Source organism: Hydrogenophaga taeniospiralis CCUG 15921, assembly GCF_001592305.1.
In the GTDB taxonomy this organism is placed as follows: Bacteria; Pseudomonadota; Gammaproteobacteria; order Burkholderiales; family Burkholderiaceae_C; genus Hydrogenophaga; species Hydrogenophaga taeniospiralis.
In genome coordinates this window covers 217,224-242,173 of the sequence record NZ_BCWR01000004.1, presented here as the reverse complement: position 1 = coordinate 242,173, position 24,950 = coordinate 217,224, and the positions used below count along the sequence as shown (strand labels likewise).

Sequence of the window (24,950 nt, the reverse complement as noted above, 5' to 3'; positions counted from 1 at the left end):
GCCCAGAGCTCCCGTGGAACCGGCTTTGCCGGGCCACTGGGAGCATCCCCCTCCCGCCGAAGGCGAGAGAGGGGGAAGACGCGAAGCGGCGCAGGGGGTGCTTCATGTCACACGCGGTCAATAATTTTTTCGCCGAACAGACCTTGCGGCCGGAACAGCAGGAACACCAGCGCCAGCACGTACGCAAACCAGATCTCGATGCCACCGCCTACGTAAGGGCCGAGGTAGACCTCGGAGAGCTTCTCGCCCACGCCGATGATCAGGCCGCCGATGATGGCGCCGGGCACCGAAGTGAGGCCGCCCAGGATGATCACCGGCAGGGCGCGCAGGGCCACCGTGGTCAGCGAGAATTGCACGCCCAGCTTGGAGCCCCAGATGATCCCGGCCACCAGCGCGGTGATGCCGGCCACGAACCACACGATCACCCAGATGCGGTTGAGCGGGATGCCGATGGACTGCGCCGCCTGGTGGTCGTCGGCCACCGCGCGCAGGGCCCGGCCAGTGCCGGTCTTCTGGAAGAACAGCGAGAGCACGGCCACCAGCAGCGCGGCCACGCAGGCGGCGTACACGTCTTCCAGGTTGACCAGCACGCCGCCCTCGAAGGTGCTCTCGAACAGGAACACCGGGTCCTTGGGCATGCCCACGTCGATCTGGTAGATGTCCGAGCCGAAGAGCGTCTGGCCCAGGCCGTCGATGAAGTAGGTGATGCCCAGCGTGGCCATGAGCAGGGTCACGCCTTCCTGGTTCACCAGATGGCGCAGCACCAGGCGCTCGATCAGCCAGGCCAGCGCGAACATGAGCACCGCCGCCAGCGCGAAGGCCAGCACGTTGCCGAGCAGCTTGTTCTCCAGGCCCAGCCACTGCGGAATCCAGCCGGAGAAGCGGGCCATGGCCAGCGCGGCGAACAGCACCATCGCGCCCTGCGCGAAGTTGAACACGCCCGAGGCCTTGAAGATCAGCACAAAGCCCAGCGCCACCAGCGAATACAGCATGCCGGCCATGAGGCCACCGAGGAGAGTCTCTAAAAAGAATGCCATCTTGTTGTCTCCGTGTTCAGTGGCTTGTACCGAGGTACGCGCTGATGACTTCTTCGTTGTTGCGAACCTCGTCGGGCGTGCCGTCGCCGATCTTCTTGCCGTAGTCGAGCACCACCACGCGGTCGCTGATGTCCATCACCACGCCCATGTCGTGTTCGATCAGCACGATGGTGGTGCCGAACTCGTCGTTCACGTCGAGGATGAAGCGGCTCATGTCCTGCTTCTCCTCCAGGTTCATGCCGGCCATGGGTTCGTCCAGCAGCAGCACCTGCGGCTCCATCGCCAGCGCGCGGCCCAGGTCCACCCGCTTCTGCAGGCCGTAGGGCAGCTGGCCCACGGGGGTCTTGCGGTGCGCCTGGATTTCCAGGAAGTCGATGATGTGTTCGACGTACTCGCGGTGCTGCTCTTCCTCGCGCTGGGCCGGGCCGATGCGCAGCGCCTGCAGGAACAGGTTGCTTTTGATGCGCAGGTTGCGCCCGGTCATGATGTTGTCGATCACGCTCATGCCCTTGAACAGCGCCAGGTTCTGGAAGGTGCGCGCAATGCCCATCTCCGCCACCTGGCGGCTGTTCATGTGCTTGAAGGTCTTGCCGCGGAAGTTGATCGAACCTTCCTGCGGCTGGTACACACCGTTGATGCAGTTGAGCATGGAGCTCTTGCCCGCGCCGTTGGGGCCGATGATGGCGCGCACCTCGTGTTCCTTCACGTTGAAGGAGATGTCGGTCAGCGCCTTCACGCCGCCAAAGCGCAGGCTGATGTTTTGAACGTCGAGGATGACGTCGCCGATCTTTTTCTGGCTCATCGTGCCCCCACGCTGGTCATTTCATGTACTGCGCTGCCCCCCGAGGGGGTCATCGCCACTTGGAGCGGTCCGGCGTGTCTCATGCGGCTGCTTTCACGGGTGCAAAGGTCCTGGCGTCGTCCACCTTCAGCGTGGCGCTCACGCTGCCGGTGCGGCCGTCTTCGAACTTCACCTGGGTTTCGATGTACTGCTCGGTCTTGCCGCCGTAGAGGGCGTCTACCAGCACGCTGTATTTGTCGGCGATGAAGCCGCGGCGGACCTTGTTGGTGCGGGTCAGTTCGCCGTCGTCGGCGTCGAGTTCTTTGTGCAGCACCAGGAAGCGGCTGATCTGGCTGCCGGCCAGCAGCTCGTCGCGGCTCAGGTCGGCGTTGACCTTCTCCACACACTCGCGGATCAGCTCGTACACCTCGGGTTTCTGCGCCAGGTCGGTGTAGCCGGCGTAGGGCAGGTTGCGCCGCTCGGCCCAGTTGCCCACGGCCTCGAAGTCGATGTTGATCATCGCGCAGACCTTCTCGCGCTGGTCGCCGTAGGCCACGGCCTCCTTGATGTGCGAGAAGAACTTGAGCTTGTTCTCCACGTACTTGGGCGCGAACATGGCGCCATCGTTGGCACCGCCCTTGATGCGGCCCACGTCTTTCACGCGGTCGATGATCTTCAGGTGGCCCGAGGCGTCGATAAAGCCCGCGTCGCTGGTGTGGTACCAGCCATCGGCCGTCAACACCTCGGCCGTGGCCTCGGGGTTCTTGTAGTAGCCCTTGAGCAGGCCGGGCGACTTCACCAGGATCTCGCCGGTGTCGCTGAGCTTGATCTCCACGCCCTCGCAGGGCACGCCCACGGTGTCGGCGCGCGCTTCGTTGTCGGGCTGCAGGCAGACGAACACGGCGGTCTCGGTGGACCCGTAGAGCTGCTTGAGGTTGATGCCGATGGAGCGGTAGAAGCTGAACAGATCCGGGCCGATGGCCTCACCGGCGGTGTAGGCCACCCGCACGCGGGAGAGCCCCAGGCTGTTGCGCAGCGGGCCGTAGACGAACACGTTGCCCAGCGCGTACTTGATCGAGTCCAGCAGGCCCACCGGCTTGCCGTCGAGCTTGTCCGGGCCGACGCGGCGCGCCACGTCCATGCAGGTGTGGAACATCTTGCGCTTGATCGCGCCCGCGTCTTCCATGCGGATCATCACCGTGGTGAGCAGGCCCTCGAACACGCGCGGCGGCGCGAAGTAGTAGGTGGGCCCCACTTCCTTCAGGTCGATGGTGACGGTGGCGCCCGACTCCGGGCAGTTCACCACGTAGCCGGCCACCAGCCACTGCGCGTAGGAAAAGATGTTCTGCCCGATCCAGGCCGGCGGCAGATAGGCCAGCACCTCGTCGTTTTCGGTCAGCTTGTCGAAGCGCGCGCCCACGGCCGCGCGGTCGATCAGCGTGTTGTGCGTGTGCACCACGCCCTTGGGGTTGCCGGTGGTCCCGCTGGTGAAGAACATCGCGGCCACGTCGTCGGGCTGTGCCATGTCCACCTGCTGCTGGAACAGCTGGGGGTGGATCTTCGCGAACGCCTGGCCCGCGCCCATCAGTTCTTCGAGCGCGCCCAGGCCGGGTTGGTCGTAGTTGCGCAGGCCGCGCGGATCGTCGTAGTAGATGTGCGAGAGCTGCGGGCAACGGTCGCGGATTTCGAGCATCTTGTCCACCTGCTCCTGGTCTTCCACCACCGCGAAGCGCACCTCGGCGTTGTTGATGGGGAACACGCATTCGGCGCCCACCGCGTCCTGGTACAGCGGCACGGGGATCGCGCCCAGCGACTGCGCGGCCAGCATGGTGGCGTAGAGCCGGGGCCGGTTGGCGCCGATCACCACCATGTGCTCACCACGCCGCAGACCGGCCTGGTGCAGGCCGCAGGCGATCGCTTCCACTAGCTGCGCCATGCCGGCCCAGGTGGTGGTCTGCCAGATGCCGTATTCCTTCTCACGCATCGCCGCCGCGCCCGGGCGGCGTTTCGCGTGGTCCAGCAAGAGCCGGGGGAAAGTCGTTTGCATTGCCGAAGTCTCCTGGGGCTGGGCCGTGGGGGCGCTCACTGTGAAGGCAGCGCGACCCCACCACGGTCGATTCATTCTGGTGCGGATGGTAGGCCGACGTTTGACGTTATGTTGTCCGTGCGACGACAATTGACGGGTCTACCCTCCTAGGACTTTCCCTAGGATTTGCACCCCATCCGATCGCTCGCCATGACCCCTGTGACGCCCGGCCGCACCGGCACCGCGCTGCGCGAACGCGCCCGCCCACCCACCGCCCAGGAGCTGGCGGAAATCCCCTGGCTGCACAGCCTCACCGCGAGCGAGAGCGCGCGTGCGCGCGATGCGCTGGTGGTCAGCGAAGTGCTGGCCGGCGAATACATCTGCCGCATCGGACGACCCGTCACCTACTGGTTCGGCCTGGTCGATGGTCTGCTCAAGATGAGCAACGACGACTCCATGGGGCCGGTCATCACCTTCACCGGCGTGGCGCCCGGCGGCTGGTTCGGCGAAGGCACCGTGCTCAAGCACGAGCACTACCGCTACAACATCCAGGCGCTGCGCAAGAGCCGTGTGGCCGGCCTGCCGGTTGAGACGTTCGACTGGCTGCTCGACCACTCGCTCGGCTTCAACCGCTTCGTCATGCACCAGCTCAACGAACGGCTCGGCCAGTTCATCGCCGCGCGCGAGATCGACCGCATCAACAACCCCGACCTGCGCGTGGCGCGCAACCTTGCCGCGCTGTTCCACCCGCTGCTCTCGCCCAACGTGGGCGGCATCCTGCGCATCACCCAGCAGGAGCTGGCCTACCTGGTGGGCCTGTCGCGCCAGCGGGTCAACGAAGCGCTGTCCACGCTGTCGGCCAAGGGCTGGATCCGGGTGGAATACGGTGGCCTGCGCGTGCTCGATCTGCCCGCGCTGCGCGCGGGCGCGCTCGATGGCTTGCCTGACTGACGGGCAGCGCTTGGCGGTGGTGTGTGATCTGGGATGATCCCCCCATGACCACCGACAAAAAGCCCAGCACGCTCAAGCTCAACCCGGGCGCTGCGAAGAAAACCCCGGCCGACCCCTTCGCGCCGCGCCGCGCCCCGGTGCGCCCGCCCGGCCCGGCCCGCGCCAAGAGCGTGTCCGCCTCCGCGCCCAAGCCCCCGCGTGAACCCTCGCCGGGCTTTGGCGCCAAGCGCGCCGGCCCCGAAGGCGAGCGCAACGAGCGTCCGCGCTACGGCGCAGACCGTCCGGGCAGCGACCGGCCCACAGGACCACGCCCCACCGGCGACCGCCCGCGCTCCGGCCCCGCCGCCGGCGCGCGCGGCGACGATCGCGGCTGGAGCGAGCGCCCGGCGCCGCGCCGGGCCGACCCGCGCGACCAGCCCTACGGTGCTGCCGACCGCCCACAACGCGGCCCGTCCCCCGCACCGCGCCCGCCGCAGCCGCACCGGCCCGACCTCGCCCGCGTCGGCAATGTGCGCGGCGAAATCCGCCTCAACAAACGCATGGCCGACCTTGGCCTGTGCTCGCGCCGCGAGGCCGACGAGTGGATCGCGCGCGGCTGGGTGCTGGTCAACGGCGAGCCCGCGGTCATGGGCATGCCCGTGGCGCCCGACGCCAAGGTGGAGGTGCTGCCCCAGGCGCGCCACCAGCAGGCCGGGCAGGTCACCATCCTGCTGCACAAGCCCATGGGCTATGTGAGCGGCCAGCCCGAAGACGGCCACGAAGCCGCCGCCACACTGATCGGCGCACCCAGCCAGTGGCGCGGCGACGCACGCCACCCGGCGGACAACCGCCGCTTCGCCCCCGAACACACCCGCGGCCTCGCGCCCTGCGGCCGGCTCGACATCGACTCCGTCGGCCTGCTCGTGCTCACGCAAGACGGCCGCATCGCGCGCCAGCTCATCGGCGAGAGCAGTGGCATCGAAAAGGAATACCTGGTGCGCGTGCACTGGGCGCCCAACGGCCCGCAAGGTGCAGACGTGGTCACACAGAATGTGCAGGCCGTCTTCCCCGCCGACAAACTCGCCCTGCTGCGCCACGGCCTGAGCCTGGACGACCAGCCCTTGAAACCCGCCCAGGTCGACTGGATGAACCCCGAGCAACTGCGCTTCATCCTCAAGGAAGGCAAGAAGCGCCAGATCCGCCGCATGTGCGAACAGGTGGGCCTGCACGTGGTGGGCTTGAAGCGCATCCGCATCGGCAACGTGGTGCTGGGCAATCTGCCGGTGGGGCAGTGGCGGTATCTGGGGGCTGGGGAGTCGTTTTGATGCGGATATCGCAACGGGATCGAAGGAGCGCGCCCCGTTGGCGGGCCTGTCGCGGCCGCTGCTCCGTGACATTTCTCTTGCGCTGAAGCAATAAGTCCTGGGCCGCGGCATTGTGTAACAAAGCCGGCAGGAGGATACTGCCACTGTAAGAAAATGAAACGGTGCCTTGCAGTGCCGCCAAGGTGAGGATCCGAGCTTCTGGGTTGATGCTGACCAAACCGTACCGAGGAGATCGACCATGCCTGATTTGAAGGCAGCGCGTGTGGCGGCTGTCGTCTTGACGCCGGGCTTGTGGCTGTGGCCGCTGTCGGATGCCATGGCGGGCAACGCCGTCAGGCTCGCGTCATCGGGGCCTCCGACGCTGGACGTGGCCGGCATGGACATCTTGGAGCTGGTCAACGTCAGGGTCTCGCCCTTCGAGGTTTCCACCCATCTGGACCAGGGCTACCGCGCCTCGAACTCGGTGTCCGGCTCGCGCTTCGACGCGCCGATCCGGGATCTGCCCTTCGCCATCCAGGCGTTCACCGAATCCTTCATCCAGGACCAGAAGCCGCAGAACCTCTTTGATGTGGCGCGCTACTCGCCGGGCGTCACCTACCGCAGCAACGACTTCAACGAGGGCAACGCCAACCTCGCGATCCGTGGCTTCGCGGTCAGCGCCACGCCCGGCCACGTTCAGGTGTTGCGCGACGGTTTCCACGGCCCCTCGATCTTCGATTTCACCAACATCTCGCGCGTGGAAGTCGTCAAGGGGCCGGCTTCCTTCCTTTATGGGCAAGTGGCTCCCGGCGGCATCGTCAACGTCATCACCAAGACCCCGCAGCCGACCTTTGCCGCCTCCGCCGGCGCGCGCTATGGCTCCTATGGCCAGCACCGGCTGGATGCCGACGTGACCGGGCCGGCGTCGACAACGCTTTTCTACCGGCTCGCGGCTTCCTACGACCAGGACCTGCGCTACTGGAAGCCCTACGACGCCCATTCCCGGAACATCTCGCCCTCCCTGCTCTGGCAGCCCAGCGACCGTGTCAGTGTGTCGCTCAAGTACGAAGCATTCGACAAGGTCGAAACGCCGCAGGTCATGCAGAAGCCCGGCTACAACGTCCAGGCCGGCGTCGTGCCGACCCCGGCCGACCCCAACCTGTCCGGCGTCGACGTGCCCGGCCTGCCGGACAACTGGAACAGCATGTCCTACGCGGACTACCGTCGCAGCAAGACCCGGGGCCTGAGCGCCTGGCTCGACTTCAAGGCGAATGACCGCTGGAATCTGCGCGCGGGCTACGCCCGCCAGTCCTACGAGGTGGATGCGCTGTTCTCCGGCAACCTCGGCATGGCCAACAACGCCACGCTCCTGCAGGGCCGCCGCCTGAGGGGCCAGACCTACACCAATGCCGACGACAGCTTCGGGGCCCATGGCGTCGGTAAATACCAATGGGGCAAGACCAGCCTGCGCCTGCTGCTGGGTGGGCAATACAGCCGCCGCCGGTTCGACAACTGGGCCGCACAGGCACCCAACGACCCGGCGCTTGGCAGCGACCCCACCGCGTCGCCGCTGCCGCTGTGGGACTTGAGCGATCCCGCCACCTGGAACCGCCATGTCTCGATTCCGCTCGCCGCGCTGACGGAAAACGCGACCGACACCACCACCGACTATGTCGACAAGTCGGTCTATGGTGGTTCGACCTTCGGTTTCTTCGACGACCGTCTGCTCGTGCTCGCCGGCTGGCGAAAGACCGCGACGCAAAGCCAGCTCGACAACCATCTGACGGGTTTTTCCCAGGCAAGGATCAAGGCCAGCGCGGTGACGCCGCAGTACGGGGTGTTGTACAAGTTCACCCCGGGTCTCGCGGCGTTCGCGTCCTACGCCGAGTCCTTCGTGCCCGGCACGCAAATCCTCAGGAACCCCGATGGAACGAGCCGGGCTGCCGAACCCACCCAGGGGCGCGGTCACGACATCGGCCTCAAGGCCGATCTGCTCGGCGGTCGCCTCTCGGGCACGCTGACGTTCTTCGACATCCGCAACAAGAACATCGTCAACGACCTGGCCGTCACGGACGCACAAGGCAACGTGGCCATCTACAACGTGCAGAGCGGCGAACAGCGCTCGCGAGGCTTCGAGCTGGACACCACGGCCGCGCTGACCGACAACTGGCAGCTGTATGTCTCCTACAGCCGCATGAAAGCCCGCATCACCGAGTTCAGCGGTAACGACGCGGCCATCCTCGCCCAGGACCCGGCCACGCTCGACGCCTCCGGGCTGGCGAACTACAGGAACGTGCTGCGCTTCCACAACGCGCCCTTGCAGATGAGCGCGCCCCACCTTGCCAACCTCTGGACACGCTACAACTTCACGCAGCCCGGACTGCAGGGGCTCTACCTCGTGGGTGGCGCCAACTTCGTGCGCGACCAGACCCTCCTGCCCGACGGGCCGGCCTCGTCCCGCCAGACCTACACGCTCATCAACGCCGGCATCGGCTACGCCTGGCGGTCGAACGGCCGACGGATGAGCATCGACCTCATGGGCAAGAATCTCAGGGACGAGAAGTACCGGCCCTCGCAAAGCACGCGCGGACGCCCGCGCGAATTCCAGCTCACCTTCGTGGCGGGGTTCTGATGCGGACCACATCCATGAAAACCCATCTCCGTTTGTGGACCATCGCACTGCTGTGGATGCTGCATCCGCTGGGTCTGGTCGCCAGCCAGGAGCTGGCGCCGACCAACCCGAACCGGGTCAAGGCCGCTTTCCTGCGCAACTTCGCCCACTACGTCAATTGGCCGGTCGATGCGTTTCCCGACAGCAGAACGCCCTGGCACATCTGCGTCCTGGGGCCGGATCCTTTCGGCGACATTCTGGAAACGAGCCTGAAGGGCCGCACGGAGCAGGGCCGCTCGTTTGAAGTCTTCCGCGCCGAAACGCTGGATCAGTTGCCGGCGTGCCAGATCGTCTTTCTCACCTACAAGGACGATGCCAGGCGCCGTGCTGTGCTCGACAAGTTGAAGAACAAGCCGATCCTGACCGTGGGCGACGCTCCGGAATTCCTGCGCGAAGGGGGCACCATCCGCTTTCAGGTCGATGACCGCGTGCGCCTGAGCATCAACCTGGACCAGGCCCGGATCGCGGCGCTGGTCATCCAGACCCGCATGCTGGAGGTCTCCAGCGAGGTGCTCGACAACGGCATCGTGCGGAAGATGAGGTAGCCGATGTTTCGTCACCTGAGCATCCACCAGCGACTCACGTTTGTGCTCTGGGGAACGGCCCTGCTGGCCTTCATCGCGGCGGGCGCCGGCCTGCTGCTCTATCAGACCCTGACCCTGGAATCCCGCGCCCGGCAGATCATGGAGCCCTATGCGCAGATGGTCGCCGTCGGCACCGACGCGGCCGTGGCCTTCGCCGACCCCCTGCGGGCACAGGAAATCCTCGACACCTTGCGGGCCAACTCGCAGATTCTGGCGGCGGAAATCACCCTGGACGACGGGCGCAGCCTGGCCAGCTTCAGCAACGTGCGCGATGCCGGGCCGCAGCCGCGGGCCGACCAGCCGGACGGCATCTACCTCGGTGCCGATGCCGCGCAACTGCTGCAAGGCCTGCCCAAAGGCGGGCGCCTGCGCATCAGCATGGGCCTGGAGCAACTCAGCGCGCAGACGCACCAGGCCCTGTGGATCTTTGGCGCTGGCATGCTCATTCTGCTGGCCGCCACGCTGGTCCAGATGGCGGTGCTGCGGCGGACGATCGTGCGTCCCATCGCCTCGCTGACCGAAGCGACCGAACGGGTTCGCGACCGGGCGGACTACATGCACCGCATACCGGTCTCCGGCGCCGACGAGCTGGCCCGGCTCGGCCAGAGCTTCAACGCCATGCTCGATGGCATCCAGCAGCGGGAAGACGACTTGCGCCGTCTGGCGGCCTTCCAGCGCGCGATTCTGGCCAACGCGGCCTACGGCATCATCTCGGTCACACCCGAGGGAACCGTCACCAGCTTCAACCCGGCGGCCGAGCGCCTGCTGGGCTACACCGCCGACGAAGTCGCCGGAAAGCAGACGCCGGTGCTGTGGCACGACCCCCAGGAGGTGGCGCAGCGTGCCCAGCATCTGTCGGCGGAATTCGGCGAGACGATCGCGCCGGGATTCGAGGTGTTCGCGGCCCGCCCGCGCCGCGGCCTGCCCGAGGAACGGGAATGGATCGTCACCCGCAAGGACGGGACGCGCGTGCCGGCCAATCTTTCCGTCACCGCGTTGCGAGACGAGGGCGGCCGCATCACCGGATTCGTGGGACTGATCTACGACCTTACCGAGCGCAAACAGGTGGAAGCGGAAATCCACCAGCTCAACCAGGAACTGGAGCAGCGCGTCGCCATGCGCACCGCTCAGCTGACCGAGGCCAACAAGGAGCTGGAAGCCTTCGCCTACTCCGTTTCGCACGATCTGCGCTCGCCGCTGCGGCACATCGACGGATTTCTCGGCCTGCTCAAGGAGGAGTTGGCCGCCACGCTCGATGCGCAGAGCGAGCACTACATGGACACCATCTCCAAGGCGGTCAAACGCATGGGCGAGCTGATCGACGACCTGCTGTCCTTCTCGCGCATGGGTCGCCAGGAGATGACCAAGGGCCCCGTCGATCTGGGCGCCCTGGTGAAGGACGTCATCCACGAATTCGAGCCGGAGGCCAAAAACCGGGCCATCCACTGGCGCATCGGGGAGCTGCCGGTGGTCGTCGGCGACTGCGCCATGCTGCGGGTCGTGCTGGCCAACCTGATCTCGAACGCCCTGAAATTCACCCAGACGCGTGAGCAGACCGTCATCGAGATCGGCTGTCTGCCCGACCCGTCCGGTCACGAGAACGAAACGGTGGTCTTTGTGCGCGACAACGGTGTCGGCTTCGACATGCGCTACGCCAACAAGCTCTTTGGCGTCTTCGAGCGCCTGCACAGCGGCAAGGATTTCGAAGGCACGGGGATCGGCCTCGCCAACGTGCACCGCGTCGTGTCACGCAACGGCGGCACCACCTGGGCCGAAGGCAAGGTCGACGGCGGCGCGACCTTCTTCTTCTCGCTCCCGCGGAACAAGCCGATGGCAGCACCCCAGACCGCCCCCTGCAAGACGACGGTGTCACTCCCCTGTCCCTCGCGCGAGGGCCTGGTGGCACCCGTCGAAAGCGAGACGAGATGACCCCAGCCTCCCCACCCAACACCCCCAAGCGCGCCGTGCTGCGCCACCTGCGCCCGTCCGACCTGCGGGCCGCCGCGCAGCTGGCCTCGCAGGCCACGCAGGGCGTGATCAACATCACCGAGGGGGTGCACCAGTCGGTGCGGCGCCGGCTGGGACTGTCCAGCGGGGCGTCGGACGAGCAGGCCAGCGGCCTCACGGGACAGATCTACCAGGGCATCCGTGGCGTGGCGCACATCGTGGGCCACGGGCTGGACGGGGCGCTGGCCAAGCTGCTGCCGCTGGTGGACGACCCGGCCACGCACCCCGAGGCTTCGCCCGCGCGCGAGGCGGTGCTGGCCGCGTTGAACGGCGTGCTGGGCGACCGGCTGCAGAGCTTTGGCAACCCGCTGGCCCAGCCCATGCAGTTGCGCCACCACGGGGCCACGCTGTCGCTGGAGGCGGGTGCGCTGAAGGCTCAGCTGGGCGAACAGGCCAGCCCGCACCTGCTGCTGCTGGCGCACGGCCTGTGCATGAACGACACCCAGTGGCGCCGCAGCGGCCACGATCATGGCGAAACCCTGGCCCAGGCGCTGGGTTGCACGCCGGTGTACCTGCGTTACAACTCCGGCCTGCACACCTCCACCAACGGGCGCGAACTGGCCGCCCTGCTGGAGCGGCTGGTGGCGGCCTGGCCGCTGCCGCTGGAGCGCATCAGCATCGTGGGCCACAGCATGGGCGGGCTGGTGGCACGCTCGGCCGTGCAGGTGGCGCGCGAGGCGGGCCAGTGCTGGCCGGGGCTGCTGCGCGAGCTGGTGTTCCTGGGCACGCCGCACCACGGCGCGCCGCTGGAGCGCGCGGGCCACGGGGTGGACCTGCTGCTCGCGTCGTCGCCACACACAGTGCCGTTTGCCCGGTTGGGCAAGATCCGCAGCGCTGGCATCACCGACCTGCGCCATGGCCATGTGCAAGACGCGGACTGGCGGGGCCGAGACCGTTTTGAATCGCCCGACGATCACCGCGTGCCGCTGCCCTTGCCCGAAGGCGTGGCCTGCTTCGCCGTGGCGGGTACGTTGGCCGGCCAGCGCGGTTTGCTGGCCGACCGGCTGATGGGCGATGGCCTGGTGCCGCTTCACAGCGCGCTGGGGCAACACGATCAGCCGGCGCGCCGGCTGGTCTTTGCCAAGGACAGCCAGCGCATCGTCTACCGCACCGGCCACCTGGATCTGCTCTCCAGCCCGGTGGTGGCGCAGCAGTTGCTGCGCTGGCTGGCACCCACGGTCTGAGCGCTGACCGGGCGGGGAAGGCTGAAAGGCCCGGCGCCCGGGCCCACGGCGTCAGAACGTGACCACGATCTTGCCAAAGGCGCCACGGGCCAGATGGTCCAGCGCGGCGGGCAGCTCGCTGGCGGCATAACTGGCGGCGATGGTGGGCGTGAGCCGGTTCACGTCGATGGCGCGCACCAGGTCTTCCAGGGCCCGGCGGTGCCCCACGTTGATGCCTTGCAGCACGCTCTGGTGGCGGATCAGCGGGTAGGCGGAGGTGCCGATGCGGTCACCGTCCAGCACGCCAATGACCGACAGCCGCCCACCCGGCGCCAGGGCTTGCACCGAGCGTTCCACGTTGGCCCCGCCCACCAACTCCAGCACGTGGTCGGCGCCGTGGCCCTGGGTCAGTGCGCGAAGTTCGGCGACCCAGTCGCCATCGCGCGCCAGGGCATGGGTGGCGCCCAGCGCCAGCACCTGCTCACGTTTGGCCGGGTCGCCCGAGACCACCACCGTGCGCGCGCCGTGCAGGCGCGCCAGTTGCAGACCGAACAACGCAACGCCGCCGGTGCCGTGGATCAGCACGGTTTGGCCGGCGTGCAGCCCGCCCTGTTCGATCAGCGCGAACCAGGCGGTCAGGGCCGCGCAGGGCAGGGTGCTGGCCTGGGCGGGGCTCAGCGTGGCGGGCGCGGCCGCGACCCATTGGGCGTCGAGCAGCACGTGCGTGGCCAGCATGCCCGGGCCGGGGCCGCCCAGGGGGAAGACCTCGGGCGAGGGCCTGCCGTCGATCCAGCCCGCATAGAACGTGCTGATCACCTCATCCCCGGCCTGCCAACGCTTCACACCGTCGCCCACGGCGAGCACGCGGCCGGCCATGTCGGAGCCCGGTGTCCAGGGGGCCGTGAAGGGCGCGCCCATGCCGTTGTCGATCATCAGCAGATCGCGGTAGTTGAGCGACGCGGCGGCCACTTGCACCAGGATCTGGCCCGGCCCCGGGGTGGGCATGGGGGCTTCGACGTAGGCCAGGTGCTGGCGGCCGTAGGCGCTGAGTTGCCAGCGGGAAAGGGTGTGGTGGGTGTCGTTCATGTGAACCATTTCTGTGAGGGTTGAAACCAGCGACCGATGCTATTGGTTCCAAATACGTTGGTGTGGTGGATAATTTTCAACACAATGGTGATCAAAGGTTGTCAATGAGCGAGCAGTTTCGCGGAGTGGAAGAGTTCGTGGCCGCGGTGGAGGCCGGCAGCTTTGCGCAGGCGGCGCAGCGCCTGCACATCACGCGCTCGGCGGTGGCCAAGAGCATTGCGGTGATGGAGTCGCGCCTGGGCGTGCGGCTGTTCCACCGCACCACCCGCAGCCAGAGCCTGACCGACGAGGGCGCCGCCTGTTACGAGCGCTGCCGCCGCGCGCTGCAGGAGCTGGAGGCCGCGCGGCAGGACATCGACGCGGGCCGGCTGGTGCCCACCGGCCGGGTGCGCGTGTCGATGCCCGACGTGGTGGGGCGCCTCTGCGTGGTGCCCCTGCTGCTGGAGCTGGCGCAGCAGCACCCTGAGCTGGTGCTGGAGGTGTCGCTGAACGACCGGCGCGTGGACCTGGTGGAAGACGGGGTGGACGTGGCGCTGCGCAGCGGCGCGCTGCCCGACAGCGCGGTGCTGTCGGCGCGCTCGGTCGGGCACCAGTGGATGGGCGTGTACGCCGCGCCGGCCTACCTGGCGGCCCGGGGCCGGCCCGCTGACCTGGCCGGGCTGCGCGCGCAATTCCCGGCGCACCGCTTCATCGTCTATGGCCGCGCCGGGGCCTCCGGCCTGTGGCGGTTCGGCCAGGGCGAACGGCCCGAAGACACCCTGCCCATTCCCGCGCCGGCCCTGGTGTTCGACAGCATCGAAGCCATGTGCGCCGCGGCCGTGGCCGGGCTGGGCCTGGTGCGTCTGCCGAAATGGCTGGTGGCGCCGGCCGTGGCATCCGGGCAACTGCTGCCGGTGTTCGACGAGCCGGTGCCGTTCGGCTTCCCCATGCACCTGCTGTGGCCGCACAGCCGGCGCCTGCCCTTGAAGACCCGGGTGGTGCTGGACCTGCTCGGGCAACGGCTGCCCGGCCTGCTGGCGGCCTCTTGAAACCGCGCCGGCCGCCGCCATCTGGGTGCCGGCCCGGGCGGTGCAAAATCCCCGGCCAGCGTGCCAGTGCCAGAATGCCGGTCCGCGCCATGCGCTCTTCGATCCGGTGTCTGCCGGTCAGTCGTTCTTCAGCCCATTCACATCATGAGCAAACAAACCCTCTCCTTCCAGGCCGAGGTGTCGCAACTGCTGCACCTCGTCACCCATTCGCTGTATTCCAACCCCGACATCTTCCTGCGCGAGCTGGTCTCCAACGCGTCGGACGCCTGCGACAAGCTGCGCTTCGAGGCGTTGAACGACGCGGCCCTGTTTGAGGACACGCCCAACCTGGAGGTGCGGGTGGCCTTCGACAAGGACGCCAAGACCCTCACCATCACCGACAACGGCATCGGCATGAGCCTGGCCGAAGCGGTGGAGCACCTGGGCACCATCGCCAAGAGCGGCACCAAGGACTTCATGAGCCGCCTCAGTGGCGACCAGAAGCAGGACGCCCAGCTCATCGGCCAGTTCGGCGTGGGCTTCTATTCGGGCTTCATCGTGGCCGACAAGATCACCGTGGAAAGCCGCCGCGCCGGCCTGCCGGCGGCCGAGGGCGTGCGCTGGATCAGCGGAGGCTCGGGCGACTTCGAGGTGGAAAACATCGAGCGCCCCGCGCGTGGCACCAGCGTCATCCTGCACCTGCGCGAGGACAAGAGCGAGTACCTGAGCCACTGGAAGCTCAAGTCCATCATCGGCAAATACTCCGACCACATCAGCCTGCCCATCCTGATGCAGAAGGAAGAGTGGGACGCCGAGAAGAGCGAATACGTGCAGCAGGACGCCTGGGCGGCCGTGAACTCGGCCAACGCGCTGTGGGCACGCAGCAAGAAAGACATTTCCGACGAGCAGTACGCCGAGTTCTACAAGAACCTCAGCTACGACCAGGAGGCCCCGCTGGCCTGGAGCCACAACCGTGTGGAGGGCAGCACCGAATACACGCAGCTGCTCTACATCCCGGCCAAGGCGCCCATGGACCTCTGGAACCGCGACCACAAGGCCGGCATCAAGCTCTACGTCAAGCGCGTCTTCATCATGGACGAGGCCGAGGCGCTGATGCCCTCCTACCTGCGCTGGGTCAAGGGCGTGGTGGACTCGGCCGACCTGCCGCTCAACGTGAGCCGCGAGCTGCTGCAGGAAAGCCGCGACGTGAAGGCCATCCGCGAAGGCAACACCCGCCGCGTGCTGGCCATGCTGGAAGACCTGGCGAAGAAGGACGCGGCGCCCAAAGCCGCAGAGGGCGCCGACGGCGTGACCGATGTGGTCAGCGAAGAAGACAAGGCCGCCGCCGAGAAGGATGTGGGCAAGTACTCGGCCTTCTACGCCGAGTTCGGCGCCGTGCTGAAGGAAGGCCTGGGCGAAGACTTCGCCAACCGCGAGAAGCTGGCCAAGTTGCTGCGCTTCGCTTCCACCCAGAGCGACGTGGTCAACGTGGGCCTGGCCGACTACAAGGCGCGCATGAAAGAAGGCCAGCAGGCCATCTACTACATCACCGCCGACAACCTGGCCGCCGCGAAGAACAGCCCGCAGCTCGAGGTGTTCCGCAAGAAGGGCATTGAAGTGCTGCTGATGACCGACCGCGTGGACGAGTGGGCGCTGTCACACCTGCACGAGTTCGATGGCACACCGCTGCAAAGCGTGGCCAAGGGCGCGGTCGATCTGGGCGAGCTGCAGGACGAGGAAGAGAAGAAGGCCGCCGAAGCCGCCGCCGAAACCTTCAGGCCGGTACTGGAGCGGCTCAAGGAAAGCCTGAAAGACAAGGCCCAGGACGTGCGCGTGACGACCCGTCTGGTGGATTCGCCGGCCTGTCTGGTGGTGGAAGACCACGGTATGAGCACGCAGCTGGCCCGCCTGCTCAAGCAGGCCGGCCAGAAGGCGCCCGAGAGCAAGCCGATCCTGGAAGTCAACGCCGAACACCCGCTGGTGAAAAAGCTCGACGCCAGCGCGCATTTCGACGACCTGGCCCACATCCTGTTCGACCAGGCGCTGCTGGCCGAAGGCGGCCTGCCGGAAGACCCGGCGGCCTATGTGAAGCGGGTCAACACACTGCTGGTCTGAGCCCGGCTCCCCAAGAAAGAAAAACCCACCAGCACGGCCCCGCTGGTGGGCGGGCGTCTGGTGCCCACAGGACGCCCTGATGAAACACTCCAAACGCCTGTTCAAGGCCCTCATGTACGCGGCGGTGCTCGCTTCGTGCGTGTATTTCGGTCTGGCCTTCAAGACCCACGTCGAGCAACTGCCGGCGATTCCCCTCAACGCCCAGACGGTGCTCGTGGCGTTGCTCAGCATGCTGGCCGTGGTGGTCACGCACTTTTTCGGCACCAACGTCTGGCGCCTGCTGATGTCCGACCAGGGCCACCGCGTGCCGCTGGGCATCGCCCTGCAGGTGTTCTACATCTCCCAGATCGGCAAGTACCTGCCGGGCAACGTGGGGCAGTTCCTGGGTCGTGGCGTGCTCGCCAAGTCCACCGGCATTCCGATGGGTGTGGCGGTGGGCACGGCGGTCTTTGAAGGCATCTGGAACCTGGTGATCAGCATGGCACTGGCCCTGCTCTCGACCTGGGTGCTCTGGGACCTGGCCACGGTGCAGTCGGTGAGCACCCGTTTCACCCAGCAGGCGGTCTGGATGCTGCCTGCGGCCCTGGTGCTGCCCTGGCTGGGCATCAAGGTCGTGAACACCGTGCTGCCCGGTCTGAGCCGCAAGATCGGCGGCGGCCAGTTGCTGCGCCTGCCGCGCCTGCGCACCTCGCTACTTGTATCTCTCTTGATCTTGATCAACTTCATGCTGCTGGGGTGGGTGCTCCAATTGCAGGCTGAGTACTTCTTCATGCATTCCGGCGTGGATTGGTTCAGTGTCACCCTGCTGTTCAGCAGTGCCTGGGTGGTGGGGTATGTGGTGCCGGGGGCACCCGGTGGGCTGGGTGTGCGCGAGGCCATGATGGTGGTCCTGCTCACGCCGCTCACGGGTGCGCCCGTGGCCGCGGGCCTTGCCGTCAGCATGCGCCTGACCACGCTCCTGGGCGACGCGTTGACGGTCCTGTTCGGCGTGCTGATCCGCAGCTTCTACCCCCATCGCCTGGGAGGAGCGCCTGTCTGAATTTGAATGAAGTGCGTTGAGTCTTGTGCTTTCAAGGAGTTCCGAGCATGCCGCTGCGCGATTTTGGCGACCGCTTCATTTTTGACGACCCCAAATACGAAACCCTGGCCGCCGAAGGCGCCGCCAAGTACCGACTGGGTACGCCGTTCAACCACATGGCCTTCGACAACTTCCTGCCACTGGACGTGGCCGAAGCCATGCTCGCCGAGTTCCCCAAGGCGCAGGACATCGAGTGGCACAACTACAACCGCCCGGCTGAGCAGAAGCTGGTCTGCGTGGACGAGAGCAAGTTCGGCCCCGTCACGCGCAGCATGCTGTACCAGTTCAACTCCGCGCCCTTCCTGCGCTTCCTGGAGAAGGTCACGGGCATCGACAACATGATCCCCGACCCCACGATGCGCGGAGGCGGCCTGCACCAGACCCCCAAGGGCGGCCTGCTCAAGCTGCACGCCGACTTCAACAAGCACGACGCCAACTTCCTCGACCGCCGCATCAACGTCATCTTCTACATGAACAAGGACTGGAAGGAAGAGTACGGCGGCAGCCTGGAGTTGTGGGACCAGGAGGTGACGAAATGCGAGGTCAAGATCCTGCCCGTCTTCAACCGCCTGGCGATCTTCTCGCCGACCAGCAAGACCTTCCACGGCCACCCCGACCCGCTGACCTGCCCCGATGGTGACTCGCGCAAGTCGCTGGCACTTTTCTATTACACCAACGGCCGGCCCGCCAACGAAACCAACCAGTCCCACACGACGATCTTCGCTGAGCGGCCGCACGAAAGAATCGGTGGCATGCGCTGGCGCGTCTCGCAGGACTACATGCCCCCGGTGCTGTTCCGGGTGATGCGCCGTTTCCGGGAACGCCATCTGGCCAACACGATCCAGAAGCGCGGCTGATCCAGGCCGCCAGAGCGGCGCTCAGCCTCTGAGCCCATGCGTGCCCTTGCCGGCCCGCATGGGCTTTTTTCATGGGCCCGGGCGCATGGCCCACACGATCGGTGGCCAATGGAGGGGTTGACGCGCGCTGGCGTTTCAGATGACTACACTGGGGTTCGGGGAGTCCTTCCAGGGGCGGCGTCCAGGCACCGTCTCTCCACCTGATCAAATGGTTCCAACGTGTACCTCCAGCGTCCTTTCGATCACGTCGTCACCTTCCGCAACAGCCAGGGCGAGAGCGCTCGCGGATCCCTGACCAGCCTGCAGCGCCGCTCGCTGGTGATGGAGATCTACAACCCGTACTCCATCGTGCAGGTGAGCGAAGTGCTCAGCGAGCTGACCATCCGCTCGGGCGAACGCAACATCTACAAGGGCAAGGCCGTGGTGGTCAGCTTGCTGAACACAGGGCTCATGGCCGTGGTGTCGGTAGCCCTGATCGACGAGTGGTCCGACCTCAACGCGATCCGCGGCGACATTCGCCAAGTGCGCGGCGAGGCGGAGCGTTTCGTGTCCGACTGGGAGGGACGCTTCAAGATCAGGCAGAGCTACCAGGTCATGATCAGCGAGTTTCGTGCCTTTCTGGCTGACACCGCACGCTGGGCGGATCAGGCCGACTTGTCATCCTTCCTGCCGCGCGAGGCCGATGGCCGTATCCGCTCGGATGTGTTCGACGAGCTGTCCGCGCCCATCATGGAGAAGAGCGCGGAGTACCTGGTCTGGCTCGAAGACGAAGGCCGGCGCGTGCCACTGGAGGACGCGGTGGCGCACCGCAACTTCGCACAGACCTCGCTGCACCCCTTGCTGCTGCGTGCGCCCTTCGTCTACCGCACCTTCACCAAGCCGCTGGGCTATGCGGGCGACTACGAAATGGTCAATCAGATCCTGGGTGACCCGCGCCAGGGCCCCAACACCTACTTCCAGATCGTCAACGCCGCATTTCTGAAGGCAGGCGTCGCCCAGGCACATCGCAACCGCATCGATATTCTGGTCGAGTCGCTGTTGCGAGTCGCCCAGCAAGCGCGGCGCGAAGGCCGCCAGGCACGCGTGCTGAATGTGGGCTGCGGACCGGCCGTCGAGATTCGACGCTTCATCGCCCAGGACGAAAATCCGGACAGCATTGCCTTCACGCTGATGGACTTCAGCGAACCGACGATCGAGTACACGCGGAACAAGATCGCCGAGGCTGCCCGCGAGACTGGTCGACGGGTGCAGGTCGAGTTCGTCAATGAGTCCGTGCACGACCTGCTGAAGCGCACCAGCCGGCTGGCGCCTGTTCGCGAAAGCGAAACCATCGATTTCGTGTACTGCGCGGGCCTGTTTGACTATCTTTCGGACAAGGTCTGCTCTCGACTGCTGCAGTATTTCGTTTCGCGCACGCAAGCCGGAGGGCAGGTTCTCGTGACCAACGTGCATTCGAACAATTCGCAGAGGGTTCTCATGGAACATCTGCTGGAATGGCACTTGATCTACCGCGACGAGGTGGGGCTGGAGTCTGTCCTGCCGCCGGAGCGGCAGGACACTTCGATCTACACGGACGCCACGGGTCTCAACGTCTTCGCCGAGTTCCGCGTCCCAACGATATGAGGACCCGATGATGCTCAGTTTTCCGCGTTTCCAGGTACCTGGGCTGTCGCCCTACCACGAAGAGCAGAACGAATATCGTCGGGCCTTTTCCAAGGGCACCGCGCTGGTGGCGTCGCTGCTGATCGTGCTCGGCTTGGGACTCGATTTCTCGCTCTACAACGAGCTCTTTGAGGTGCTGGCGCCGGTGCGTATCGGGACTGCGCTGGCCATCCTTCTGGTCTACCTGGTATTGCGGTCGCACGTAGGCGCTGCCTGGGTCAGTCCGCTCACAATGCTCTGGCTTTCGATGCCGCAGTTGATGATCAGCTGGATGATCTGGCGCACGGAAGGTGATGGGTCGATCTACTTCGTGGGTCTGCACCTGGCGCTCTATGCCACAGGCATCATCCTGCCGGTGCGTTTTTTCGAAAGCCTGGCTTTCGGACTGGGCACGCTGGCCATATACGTTGCCGCCTGCGTATTGCATCCGGGCGGCATCCAGGACGCGTACCGATTTATCGGTTACTCGTTGTTTCTCCTCACAGCGGCCATCCTGAGTTCCTTCTGCACGTATTTCAACGAGCGCGGTCGATTCACCTTGTTCGCGCTGCGCCGCGAGGTCGCCGAGCAGAACACGGTCTTGATGGAGACCAATCGCACCTTGGCCGAACTCAAGGGCCAACTGCTGCAGCGCGAAAAGATGGCCGCCATCGGCACCCTCTCGGCCGGCCTGCTGCACGAGCTCAACAACCCGGTGAACTACAGCCTGATGGCGATCAACATGGGGCTGGCCATGCCGGCCGTTGCCGCCGATGCCCTGCTCAAGGAAAGCCTGGAGGATGCCCGCGAGGGCATGCAGCGCATCCAGAACATCGTCTCCGACCTCAAGACCTTCGCCTACCAGAAGCCCGGTGAAAACAGCCAGCGCCCCTTCCTGCTGGAAAACGCCATCCGCTCGGCGCTGCGGCTGGCCGGCTACGAGCTCAAGGGCATCGACGTGCCGGTCGAGATGCCGCAGGACACGCACGTGCTGGGCGATGAGCCGGCCATCATTGGCGTGTTGATCAACCTGCTGAGCAACGCCGCGCACGCGGTGCAGAAGGCCCAGCGCGAGCAGCCGCAGATCGCGCTGCGCGTGCAGGCGCGCGAGGGCCGCCTGTGGGTGTCGGTCCGCGACAACGGCCTGGGCATCGAGCCGGCCAACATCGGGCGCGTGTTCGAGCCCTTCTTCACCACCCGCGACGTGGGCGCCGGCCTGGGGCTGGGTCTGAGCATGAGCTACGGCATCGTGCAGCGACATGGAGGCACCCTGATGGTCGAGAGCGAGCAGGGTGCCTGGACCGAGTTTGTTTTTGATTTACCGAGGCCACCCGCATGAATTCCAACCCCGCAGGTGATTCGCCCGCACCGATGGGCACGCACGCCATCCTGATGGTGGACGACGAGCCGCAGGCCTGCAAATGGTTTGCCCGCATGTACGGCGACGAGTTCACCGTCCTCACGGCCGGCAGCGTGGACGAAGCGCTGGCCCTGCTGGAGCAGCGTGGGCAGGAGGTGGCCGTGCTGCTCACCGACTACGCCATGCCGGTACGCGACGGTGTGACCTTGCTCAGCGAGGTGCGGCAACGCTTTCCCCACGTGGCGCGGCTGCTGGTGTCGGCCTATGCCGACAAGGACGTGGCCATGTCCGCGGTCAACCAGGGGCATGTGGAGGCGATCCTGGAGAAGCCGCTGGACGAGGCCCTGACGCGCCAGGTGTTGCGCGAGGCGCTGGCCTCCAGCGTGCGCCGCGCGCGCGAGCAGGCGCTGATCGAGCGCCGCGCGGCCACCCTGCGCGAGACCCTGGGTTTTCTGGCGCACGAAGTCACCACGCCGCTGGCGACGGTGCGCGGCTACCTCGCGGCGATGCGCGAGCGACACCGCGACCTGCCCGAAGGGGAGGCCGGCATGGCGCACATCGCGCAGCAAAAGCCCGGCGAAGTGCTCAAGATGATCGAGGCGGCGCAGCGCCGCGCCGATTACGCGCAGTCCCTGGTGTCCACCTTTGTCCTGACCGCGCGCGACGCCTACCGCCGCGACGCCTCCGAGAGCCTGCTCGCCAGCGATCTGGTGGGGGCCGTGCGCGACGAATACCCGTTCGACGGCGACGAGGCGCAATGGCTGACCTGTGACCTGGCTGCCGATTTCCGCCTGCCGGGTCGCCGTGACCTGCTCTACCTGGTGCTGTGCACCCTGGTCAAGAACGCGCTGCTGGCGCTGCGCTCGGACTTGCCCGGGGAGCCCGGGGTGCTCATCGCGCTGCTGCGGGCGGTGCCCGCGCCGGGCCTGCCCGAGCAGGCCGCCATTTGCGTGAGCGACAACGGCCCGGGTGTGCCACCCGATGTGTTGCAGCGCCTGACCAAGGAGCCCGTGACCACGCGGGCCGATGCCGGTGGCAGCGGCATGGGCCTGTTGTTCTGCCGGCGTGTGATGACCACCCTGGGTGGCTCCATCGACGTGCGGTCCGAACCGGGTCAGGGCACAGCGGTGACGCTGTATTTCCCATCCACCGACGACTCCAAACCCGAGGAGGCTCCATGAAGCCCACCAAGATCCTGTATGTCGACGACGAGGCGATGGCCTTGAAGTATTTCGAGCGCCTTGTCGGCCCGCTCGCCCCGGTGCTCACCGCTGGCTCGGTGGAAGAGGGGCGCGCGATGCTGCGCGACCATGGCGACGAGATCGCCGTGCTGGTGTGCGACCAGCGCATGCCCGGTGAGCGGGGCAACGAACTGCTGCGCCACGCCCGCGAGTACTACCCCGGCATCGTGCGCATGCTGACCACCGCCTACTCCGAGCTGGGTGAGGCCATCGAGGCGATCAACACCGGCGAGATCTACCGCTACATCAACAAGCCCTGGGAACTGGACAGCCTGCGGGCCGACCTGCGCAACGCGCTGGAGCTGGCGGACTTGCGCGGTGAGCGCGACGACCTGCTGCGCGACAAGCTGCTGGCGCAGCAAAGCCAGTTGCTGGGCAACCGGCTGGCGGCGCTGCTGATGGTGGGCGCGGCCGTGCACGGCGAGGGCGCCGAGCCGGCCCTGTACTGTTTTGCCCAGACCGCGCTGGCCGTGGGCTTCGAGGCTCCCGCGCTCGACTGGAACCACTGGGACCACGCCGATCTGTTGCAGGCCGAGGCGCGGCGCGGTGCGTCGATCGCCGTGCAACTGCGGCTGTGGCTGGAGCGTTTCGGCCCGCGGCGCGAGGGCGCCGAGGCACTGTCTGCGCTGGCGCAGGCGGTGGGGGGTGAGGTGCGGGGAGACGGCGTGCGGTTGAGCGATGTAGCGCCCTTGACCGCCTTGCTGTCGGCGCCGGCTGGCACTGCTGCCAGCGAAGCGCAGTGCGGCTGGCTGGCCTGGTTGCTCTGGCAGGGTGGCGGTGCGCGGGTCGAACTGGTGGACGGGGCCTGGCTCCTGCAGCCCGCGAGCGCCGAGGCGCCGCCGACAGACTGGCTGGCCGACGCCATGGAGCGCGTGGGCGGCCAAGCCCCGGGCGGGTGATCCGGGCCGCAGCGGGCGGCCCCAGAGGGAGCCGCCCGCTGCCGTGAGCCCGGGGCCGATCAGTCGGCCAGGGCGATGGTCACGTCGATGTTGCCGCGCGTGGCGTTGGAATACGGGCACACCTGGTGCGCGGTGTCCACCAGGTCCTGCGCCACGGCGCGGTCCATACCGGGCAGGCTCACGGTCAGGCGGGCGGCAATGCCGAAACCGGCCGGGATAGGGCCAATGTCCACTTCGGCGTCGATCGACGCGTCGGCCGGAACGGCCACCTTTTTCATGCCCGCGACGTGCTTGAGCGCGCCCATGAAGCAGGCCGAATAGCCCGCGGCGAACAGCTGTTCGGGGTTGGTCGCGTTGCCGGCACCACCCATGACCTTGGGCGGGGACAGTTTGATGTCGAGCAGACCGTCGTCGGTGCGCGAGCTGCCTTCGCGACCGCCGGTGGTGTGGGCGCGGGCGGTGTAGATCACTTTGTCGAGAGAGGTGGCCATGGTGGTTCCTTTGAGGGTGGTTGCTTCAGCGAAGCGGGTGAAAAAAGAGGGTCAGGCGACGAGCCGGTTGCGCAGCGCCTGGATCTGGTGGGTCAATGCCATGGCGTCGGCCACTTCGCATTGCGTGGCCTGCAGCACGCAGCCCGGCAGACGCACGGCGCGGGTCTTGAGCTTGCGGCCCGCCGCGGTCAGGCGGATCAGTACCCGGCGCTCGTCGGTCGCATCACGCAGCCGCGACAGCAGGCCGGCGGCTTCCATGCGCTTGAGCAGCGGGGTGAGCGTGCCGGAGTCGAGGTAAAGGCGCTCGCCGAGTTCGGACACGGTCACGCCATCCTGCTCCCACAGCACCAGCAGGGCGAGGTACTGCGGGTAGGTCAGGCCCAGTTCGTCCAGCAGGGGCTTGTACAGCTTGGTCATCGCCAGCGATGCGGAATACAGCGCGAAGCAGAGCTGGTTGTCCAGCCGCAGGGCCTGGTCGGGGTTGAGAGCGGGTGTTGCCATGGGGTGAACTGTAGGGTTGATTTAAGTTGTGTGCAATTTAATTGCTAGAAACCTTTTTGAGGAGAAGGTCTTTTCGGAGCGCGGTACGCGTCGTGCGAAGGGGTTCGGCCGGGGCCAGCGCGGAACCGGCTTTGCCGGGTCGCTGCTGGCGCCCTCTTGAGGGGGTGACCG

Annotated in this window: 20 protein-coding genes; 14 read left to right on the top strand and 6 right to left on the bottom strand. The window is 66.7% G+C overall.

From position 1 onward, the window contains the following. Positions 1 to 107: 107 nt before the first annotated feature. The 3 genes from HTA01S_RS05085 to HTA01S_RS05075 form a co-directional block, all read right to left on the bottom strand. Positions 108 to 1,037 (bottom strand): branched-chain amino acid ABC transporter permease, encoded by a 930-nt coding sequence (locus HTA01S_RS05085; protein ID WP_068167495.1) that lies wholly within the window; start codon positions 1,035 to 1,037, stop codon positions 108 to 110. 16 nt (positions 1,038 to 1,053) lie between these two features. After that, positions 1,054 to 1,839: an ABC transporter ATP-binding protein gene (locus HTA01S_RS05080; protein ID WP_068167494.1), complete on the bottom strand. Its 786-nt coding sequence runs from the start codon at positions 1,837 to 1,839 to the stop codon at positions 1,054 to 1,056. Positions 1,840 to 1,918: 79 nt separating this feature from the next. Then, positions 1,919 to 3,865, bottom strand: coding sequence for an AMP-dependent synthetase/ligase (locus HTA01S_RS05075; RefSeq protein ID WP_068167493.1), 1,947 nt, complete (start codon positions 3,863 to 3,865; stop codon positions 1,919 to 1,921). Between the two features lie 189 nt (positions 3,866 to 4,054). Between HTA01S_RS05075 and HTA01S_RS05070 the strand changes: the two genes are divergently transcribed. The 6 genes from HTA01S_RS05070 to HTA01S_RS05045 all read left to right on the top strand — a co-directional run bounded on the left by HTA01S_RS05070 (position 4,055) and on the right by HTA01S_RS05045 (position 12,524). Next, positions 4,055 to 4,795: a Crp/Fnr family transcriptional regulator gene (locus HTA01S_RS05070; RefSeq protein WP_068167492.1), complete on the top strand. Its 741-nt coding sequence runs from the start codon at positions 4,055 to 4,057 to the stop codon at positions 4,793 to 4,795. 44 nt (positions 4,796 to 4,839) lie between these two features. Beyond that, positions 4,840 to 6,099, top strand: a complete 1,260-nt coding sequence (locus HTA01S_RS26250; protein ID WP_084235862.1) for a pseudouridine synthase — start codon at positions 4,840 to 4,842, stop codon at positions 6,097 to 6,099. Between the two features lie 238 nt (positions 6,100 to 6,337). After that, positions 6,338 to 8,710, top strand: coding sequence for a TonB-dependent siderophore receptor (locus tag HTA01S_RS05060; protein ID WP_068167491.1), 2,373 nt, complete (start codon positions 6,338 to 6,340; stop codon positions 8,708 to 8,710). Positions 8,711 to 8,724: 14 nt separating this feature from the next. After that, on the top strand, positions 8,725 to 9,294 hold the full coding sequence (locus HTA01S_RS05055) for a YfiR family protein (protein ID WP_068167490.1): 570 nt from the start codon (positions 8,725 to 8,727) through the stop codon (positions 9,292 to 9,294). Between the two features lie 3 nt (positions 9,295 to 9,297). Further along, entirely contained in the window at positions 9,298 to 11,262 is a 1,965-nt protein-coding gene (locus HTA01S_RS05050) for a HAMP domain-containing histidine kinase (RefSeq protein WP_068167489.1), read from the top strand. Next, entirely contained in the window at positions 11,259 to 12,524 is a 1,266-nt protein-coding gene (locus HTA01S_RS05045) for an esterase/lipase family protein (RefSeq protein WP_068167488.1), read from the top strand. The genes HTA01S_RS05050 and HTA01S_RS05045 overlap by 4 nt, the downstream gene beginning before the upstream one ends. Positions 12,525 to 12,575: 51 nt before the next feature. On the opposite strand, the gene HTA01S_RS05040 is transcribed toward HTA01S_RS05045, so the two are convergent. Then, the gene (locus HTA01S_RS05040; protein WP_068167487.1) at positions 12,576 to 13,589 is read right to left on the bottom strand and encodes a zinc-dependent alcohol dehydrogenase family protein; all 1,014 of its coding nucleotides are present in this window, start codon (positions 13,587 to 13,589) and stop codon (positions 12,576 to 12,578) included. A 104-nt stretch (positions 13,590 to 13,693) separates the two neighbouring features. Between HTA01S_RS05040 and HTA01S_RS05035 the strand changes: the two genes are divergently transcribed. The 8 genes from HTA01S_RS05035 to HTA01S_RS05000 all read left to right on the top strand — a co-directional run bounded on the left by HTA01S_RS05035 (position 13,694) and on the right by HTA01S_RS05000 (position 23,787). Further along, positions 13,694 to 14,617: a LysR family transcriptional regulator gene (locus HTA01S_RS05035; RefSeq protein WP_068167486.1), complete on the top strand. Its 924-nt coding sequence runs from the start codon at positions 13,694 to 13,696 to the stop codon at positions 14,615 to 14,617. A 144-nt stretch (positions 14,618 to 14,761) separates the two neighbouring features. After that, entirely contained in the window at positions 14,762 to 16,711 is a 1,950-nt protein-coding gene (gene htpG, locus HTA01S_RS05030) for a molecular chaperone HtpG (RefSeq protein ID WP_068167485.1), read from the top strand. Positions 16,712 to 16,790: 79 nt separating this feature from the next. Continuing rightward, positions 16,791 to 17,750 carry a lysylphosphatidylglycerol synthase transmembrane domain-containing protein gene (locus HTA01S_RS05025; RefSeq protein WP_068167484.1) on the top strand — a complete coding sequence of 320 codons (960 nt, stop codon included), beginning with the start codon at positions 16,791 to 16,793 and terminating at the stop codon, positions 17,748 to 17,750. Positions 17,751 to 17,797: 47 nt separating this feature from the next. Then, positions 17,798 to 18,646 carry a 2OG-Fe(II) oxygenase gene (locus HTA01S_RS05020; RefSeq protein ID WP_068167483.1) on the top strand — a complete coding sequence of 283 codons (849 nt, stop codon included), beginning with the start codon at positions 17,798 to 17,800 and terminating at the stop codon, positions 18,644 to 18,646. Between the two features lie 219 nt (positions 18,647 to 18,865). Beyond that, positions 18,866 to 20,269, top strand: a complete 1,404-nt coding sequence (locus HTA01S_RS05015; RefSeq protein ID WP_068167482.1) for a class I SAM-dependent methyltransferase — start codon at positions 18,866 to 18,868, stop codon at positions 20,267 to 20,269. Positions 20,270 to 20,279: 10 nt separating this feature from the next. After that, positions 20,280 to 21,626, top strand: coding sequence for a sensor histidine kinase (locus HTA01S_RS05010; RefSeq protein WP_068168108.1), 1,347 nt, complete (start codon positions 20,280 to 20,282; stop codon positions 21,624 to 21,626). Further along, complete coding sequence (locus HTA01S_RS05005; RefSeq protein WP_068167481.1) at positions 21,623 to 22,828, top strand: hybrid sensor histidine kinase/response regulator; 1,206 nt, start codon at positions 21,623 to 21,625, stop codon at positions 22,826 to 22,828. The genes HTA01S_RS05010 and HTA01S_RS05005 overlap by 4 nt, the downstream gene beginning before the upstream one ends. Continuing rightward, positions 22,825 to 23,787 (top strand): response regulator, encoded by a 963-nt coding sequence (locus tag HTA01S_RS05000; protein ID WP_068167480.1) that lies wholly within the window; start codon positions 22,825 to 22,827, stop codon positions 23,785 to 23,787. Before HTA01S_RS05005 ends, HTA01S_RS05000 begins: the two co-directional genes overlap by 4 nt. Positions 23,788 to 23,846: 59 nt before the next feature. Here HTA01S_RS05000 and HTA01S_RS04995 read toward each other — a convergent pair whose 3' ends face one another. Next, a complete protein-coding gene (locus HTA01S_RS04995; RefSeq protein ID WP_068167479.1) occupies positions 23,847 to 24,278 on the bottom strand; it encodes an organic hydroperoxide resistance protein in 432 nt (143 codons plus the stop codon). 51 nt (positions 24,279 to 24,329) lie between these two features. Continuing rightward, a complete protein-coding gene (locus HTA01S_RS04990) occupies positions 24,330 to 24,779 on the bottom strand; it encodes a MarR family winged helix-turn-helix transcriptional regulator (RefSeq protein WP_068167478.1) in 450 nt (149 codons plus the stop codon). Between the last annotated feature and the right edge of the window lie 171 nt (positions 24,780 to 24,950).

What these genes read in the sequence shown, in the direction of transcription:
- HTA01S_RS05085 (WP_068167495.1), bottom strand. Translation starts at nt 1,037, where the DNA reads ATGGCATTCTTTTTAGAGACTCTCCTCGGTGGCCTCATGGCCGGCATG.
- HTA01S_RS05080 (WP_068167494.1), bottom strand. Translation starts at nt 1,839, where the DNA reads ATGAGCCAGAAAAAGATCGGCGACGTCATCCTCGACGTTCAAAACATC.
- HTA01S_RS05075 (WP_068167493.1), bottom strand. Translation starts at nt 3,865, where the DNA reads ATGCAAACGACTTTCCCCCGGCTCTTGCTGGACCACGCGAAACGCCGC.
- HTA01S_RS05070 (WP_068167492.1), top strand. Translation starts at nt 4,055, where the DNA reads ATGACCCCTGTGACGCCCGGCCGCACCGGCACCGCGCTGCGCGAACGC.
- HTA01S_RS26250 (WP_084235862.1), top strand. Translation starts at nt 4,840, where the DNA reads ATGACCACCGACAAAAAGCCCAGCACGCTCAAGCTCAACCCGGGCGCT.
- HTA01S_RS05060 (WP_068167491.1), top strand. Translation starts at nt 6,338, where the DNA reads ATGCCTGATTTGAAGGCAGCGCGTGTGGCGGCTGTCGTCTTGACGCCG.
- HTA01S_RS05055 (WP_068167490.1), top strand. Translation starts at nt 8,725, where the DNA reads ATGAAAACCCATCTCCGTTTGTGGACCATCGCACTGCTGTGGATGCTG.
- HTA01S_RS05050 (WP_068167489.1), top strand. Translation starts at nt 9,298, where the DNA reads ATGTTTCGTCACCTGAGCATCCACCAGCGACTCACGTTTGTGCTCTGG.
- HTA01S_RS05045 (WP_068167488.1), top strand. Translation starts at nt 11,259, where the DNA reads ATGACCCCAGCCTCCCCACCCAACACCCCCAAGCGCGCCGTGCTGCGC.
- HTA01S_RS05040 (WP_068167487.1), bottom strand. Translation starts at nt 13,589, where the DNA reads ATGAACGACACCCACCACACCCTTTCCCGCTGGCAACTCAGCGCCTAC.
- HTA01S_RS05035 (WP_068167486.1), top strand. Translation starts at nt 13,694, where the DNA reads ATGAGCGAGCAGTTTCGCGGAGTGGAAGAGTTCGTGGCCGCGGTGGAG.
- htpG (WP_068167485.1), top strand. Translation starts at nt 14,762, where the DNA reads ATGAGCAAACAAACCCTCTCCTTCCAGGCCGAGGTGTCGCAACTGCTG.
- HTA01S_RS05025 (WP_068167484.1), top strand. Translation starts at nt 16,791, where the DNA reads ATGAAACACTCCAAACGCCTGTTCAAGGCCCTCATGTACGCGGCGGTG.
- HTA01S_RS05020 (WP_068167483.1), top strand. Translation starts at nt 17,798, where the DNA reads ATGCCGCTGCGCGATTTTGGCGACCGCTTCATTTTTGACGACCCCAAA.
- HTA01S_RS05010 (WP_068168108.1), top strand. Translation starts at nt 20,280, where the DNA reads ATGCTCAGTTTTCCGCGTTTCCAGGTACCTGGGCTGTCGCCCTACCAC.
- HTA01S_RS05005 (WP_068167481.1), top strand. Translation starts at nt 21,623, where the DNA reads ATGAATTCCAACCCCGCAGGTGATTCGCCCGCACCGATGGGCACGCAC.
- HTA01S_RS05000 (WP_068167480.1), top strand. Translation starts at nt 22,825, where the DNA reads ATGAAGCCCACCAAGATCCTGTATGTCGACGACGAGGCGATGGCCTTG.
- HTA01S_RS04995 (WP_068167479.1), bottom strand. Translation starts at nt 24,278, where the DNA reads ATGGCCACCTCTCTCGACAAAGTGATCTACACCGCCCGCGCCCACACC.
- HTA01S_RS04990 (WP_068167478.1), bottom strand. Translation starts at nt 24,779, where the DNA reads ATGGCAACACCCGCTCTCAACCCCGACCAGGCCCTGCGGCTGGACAAC.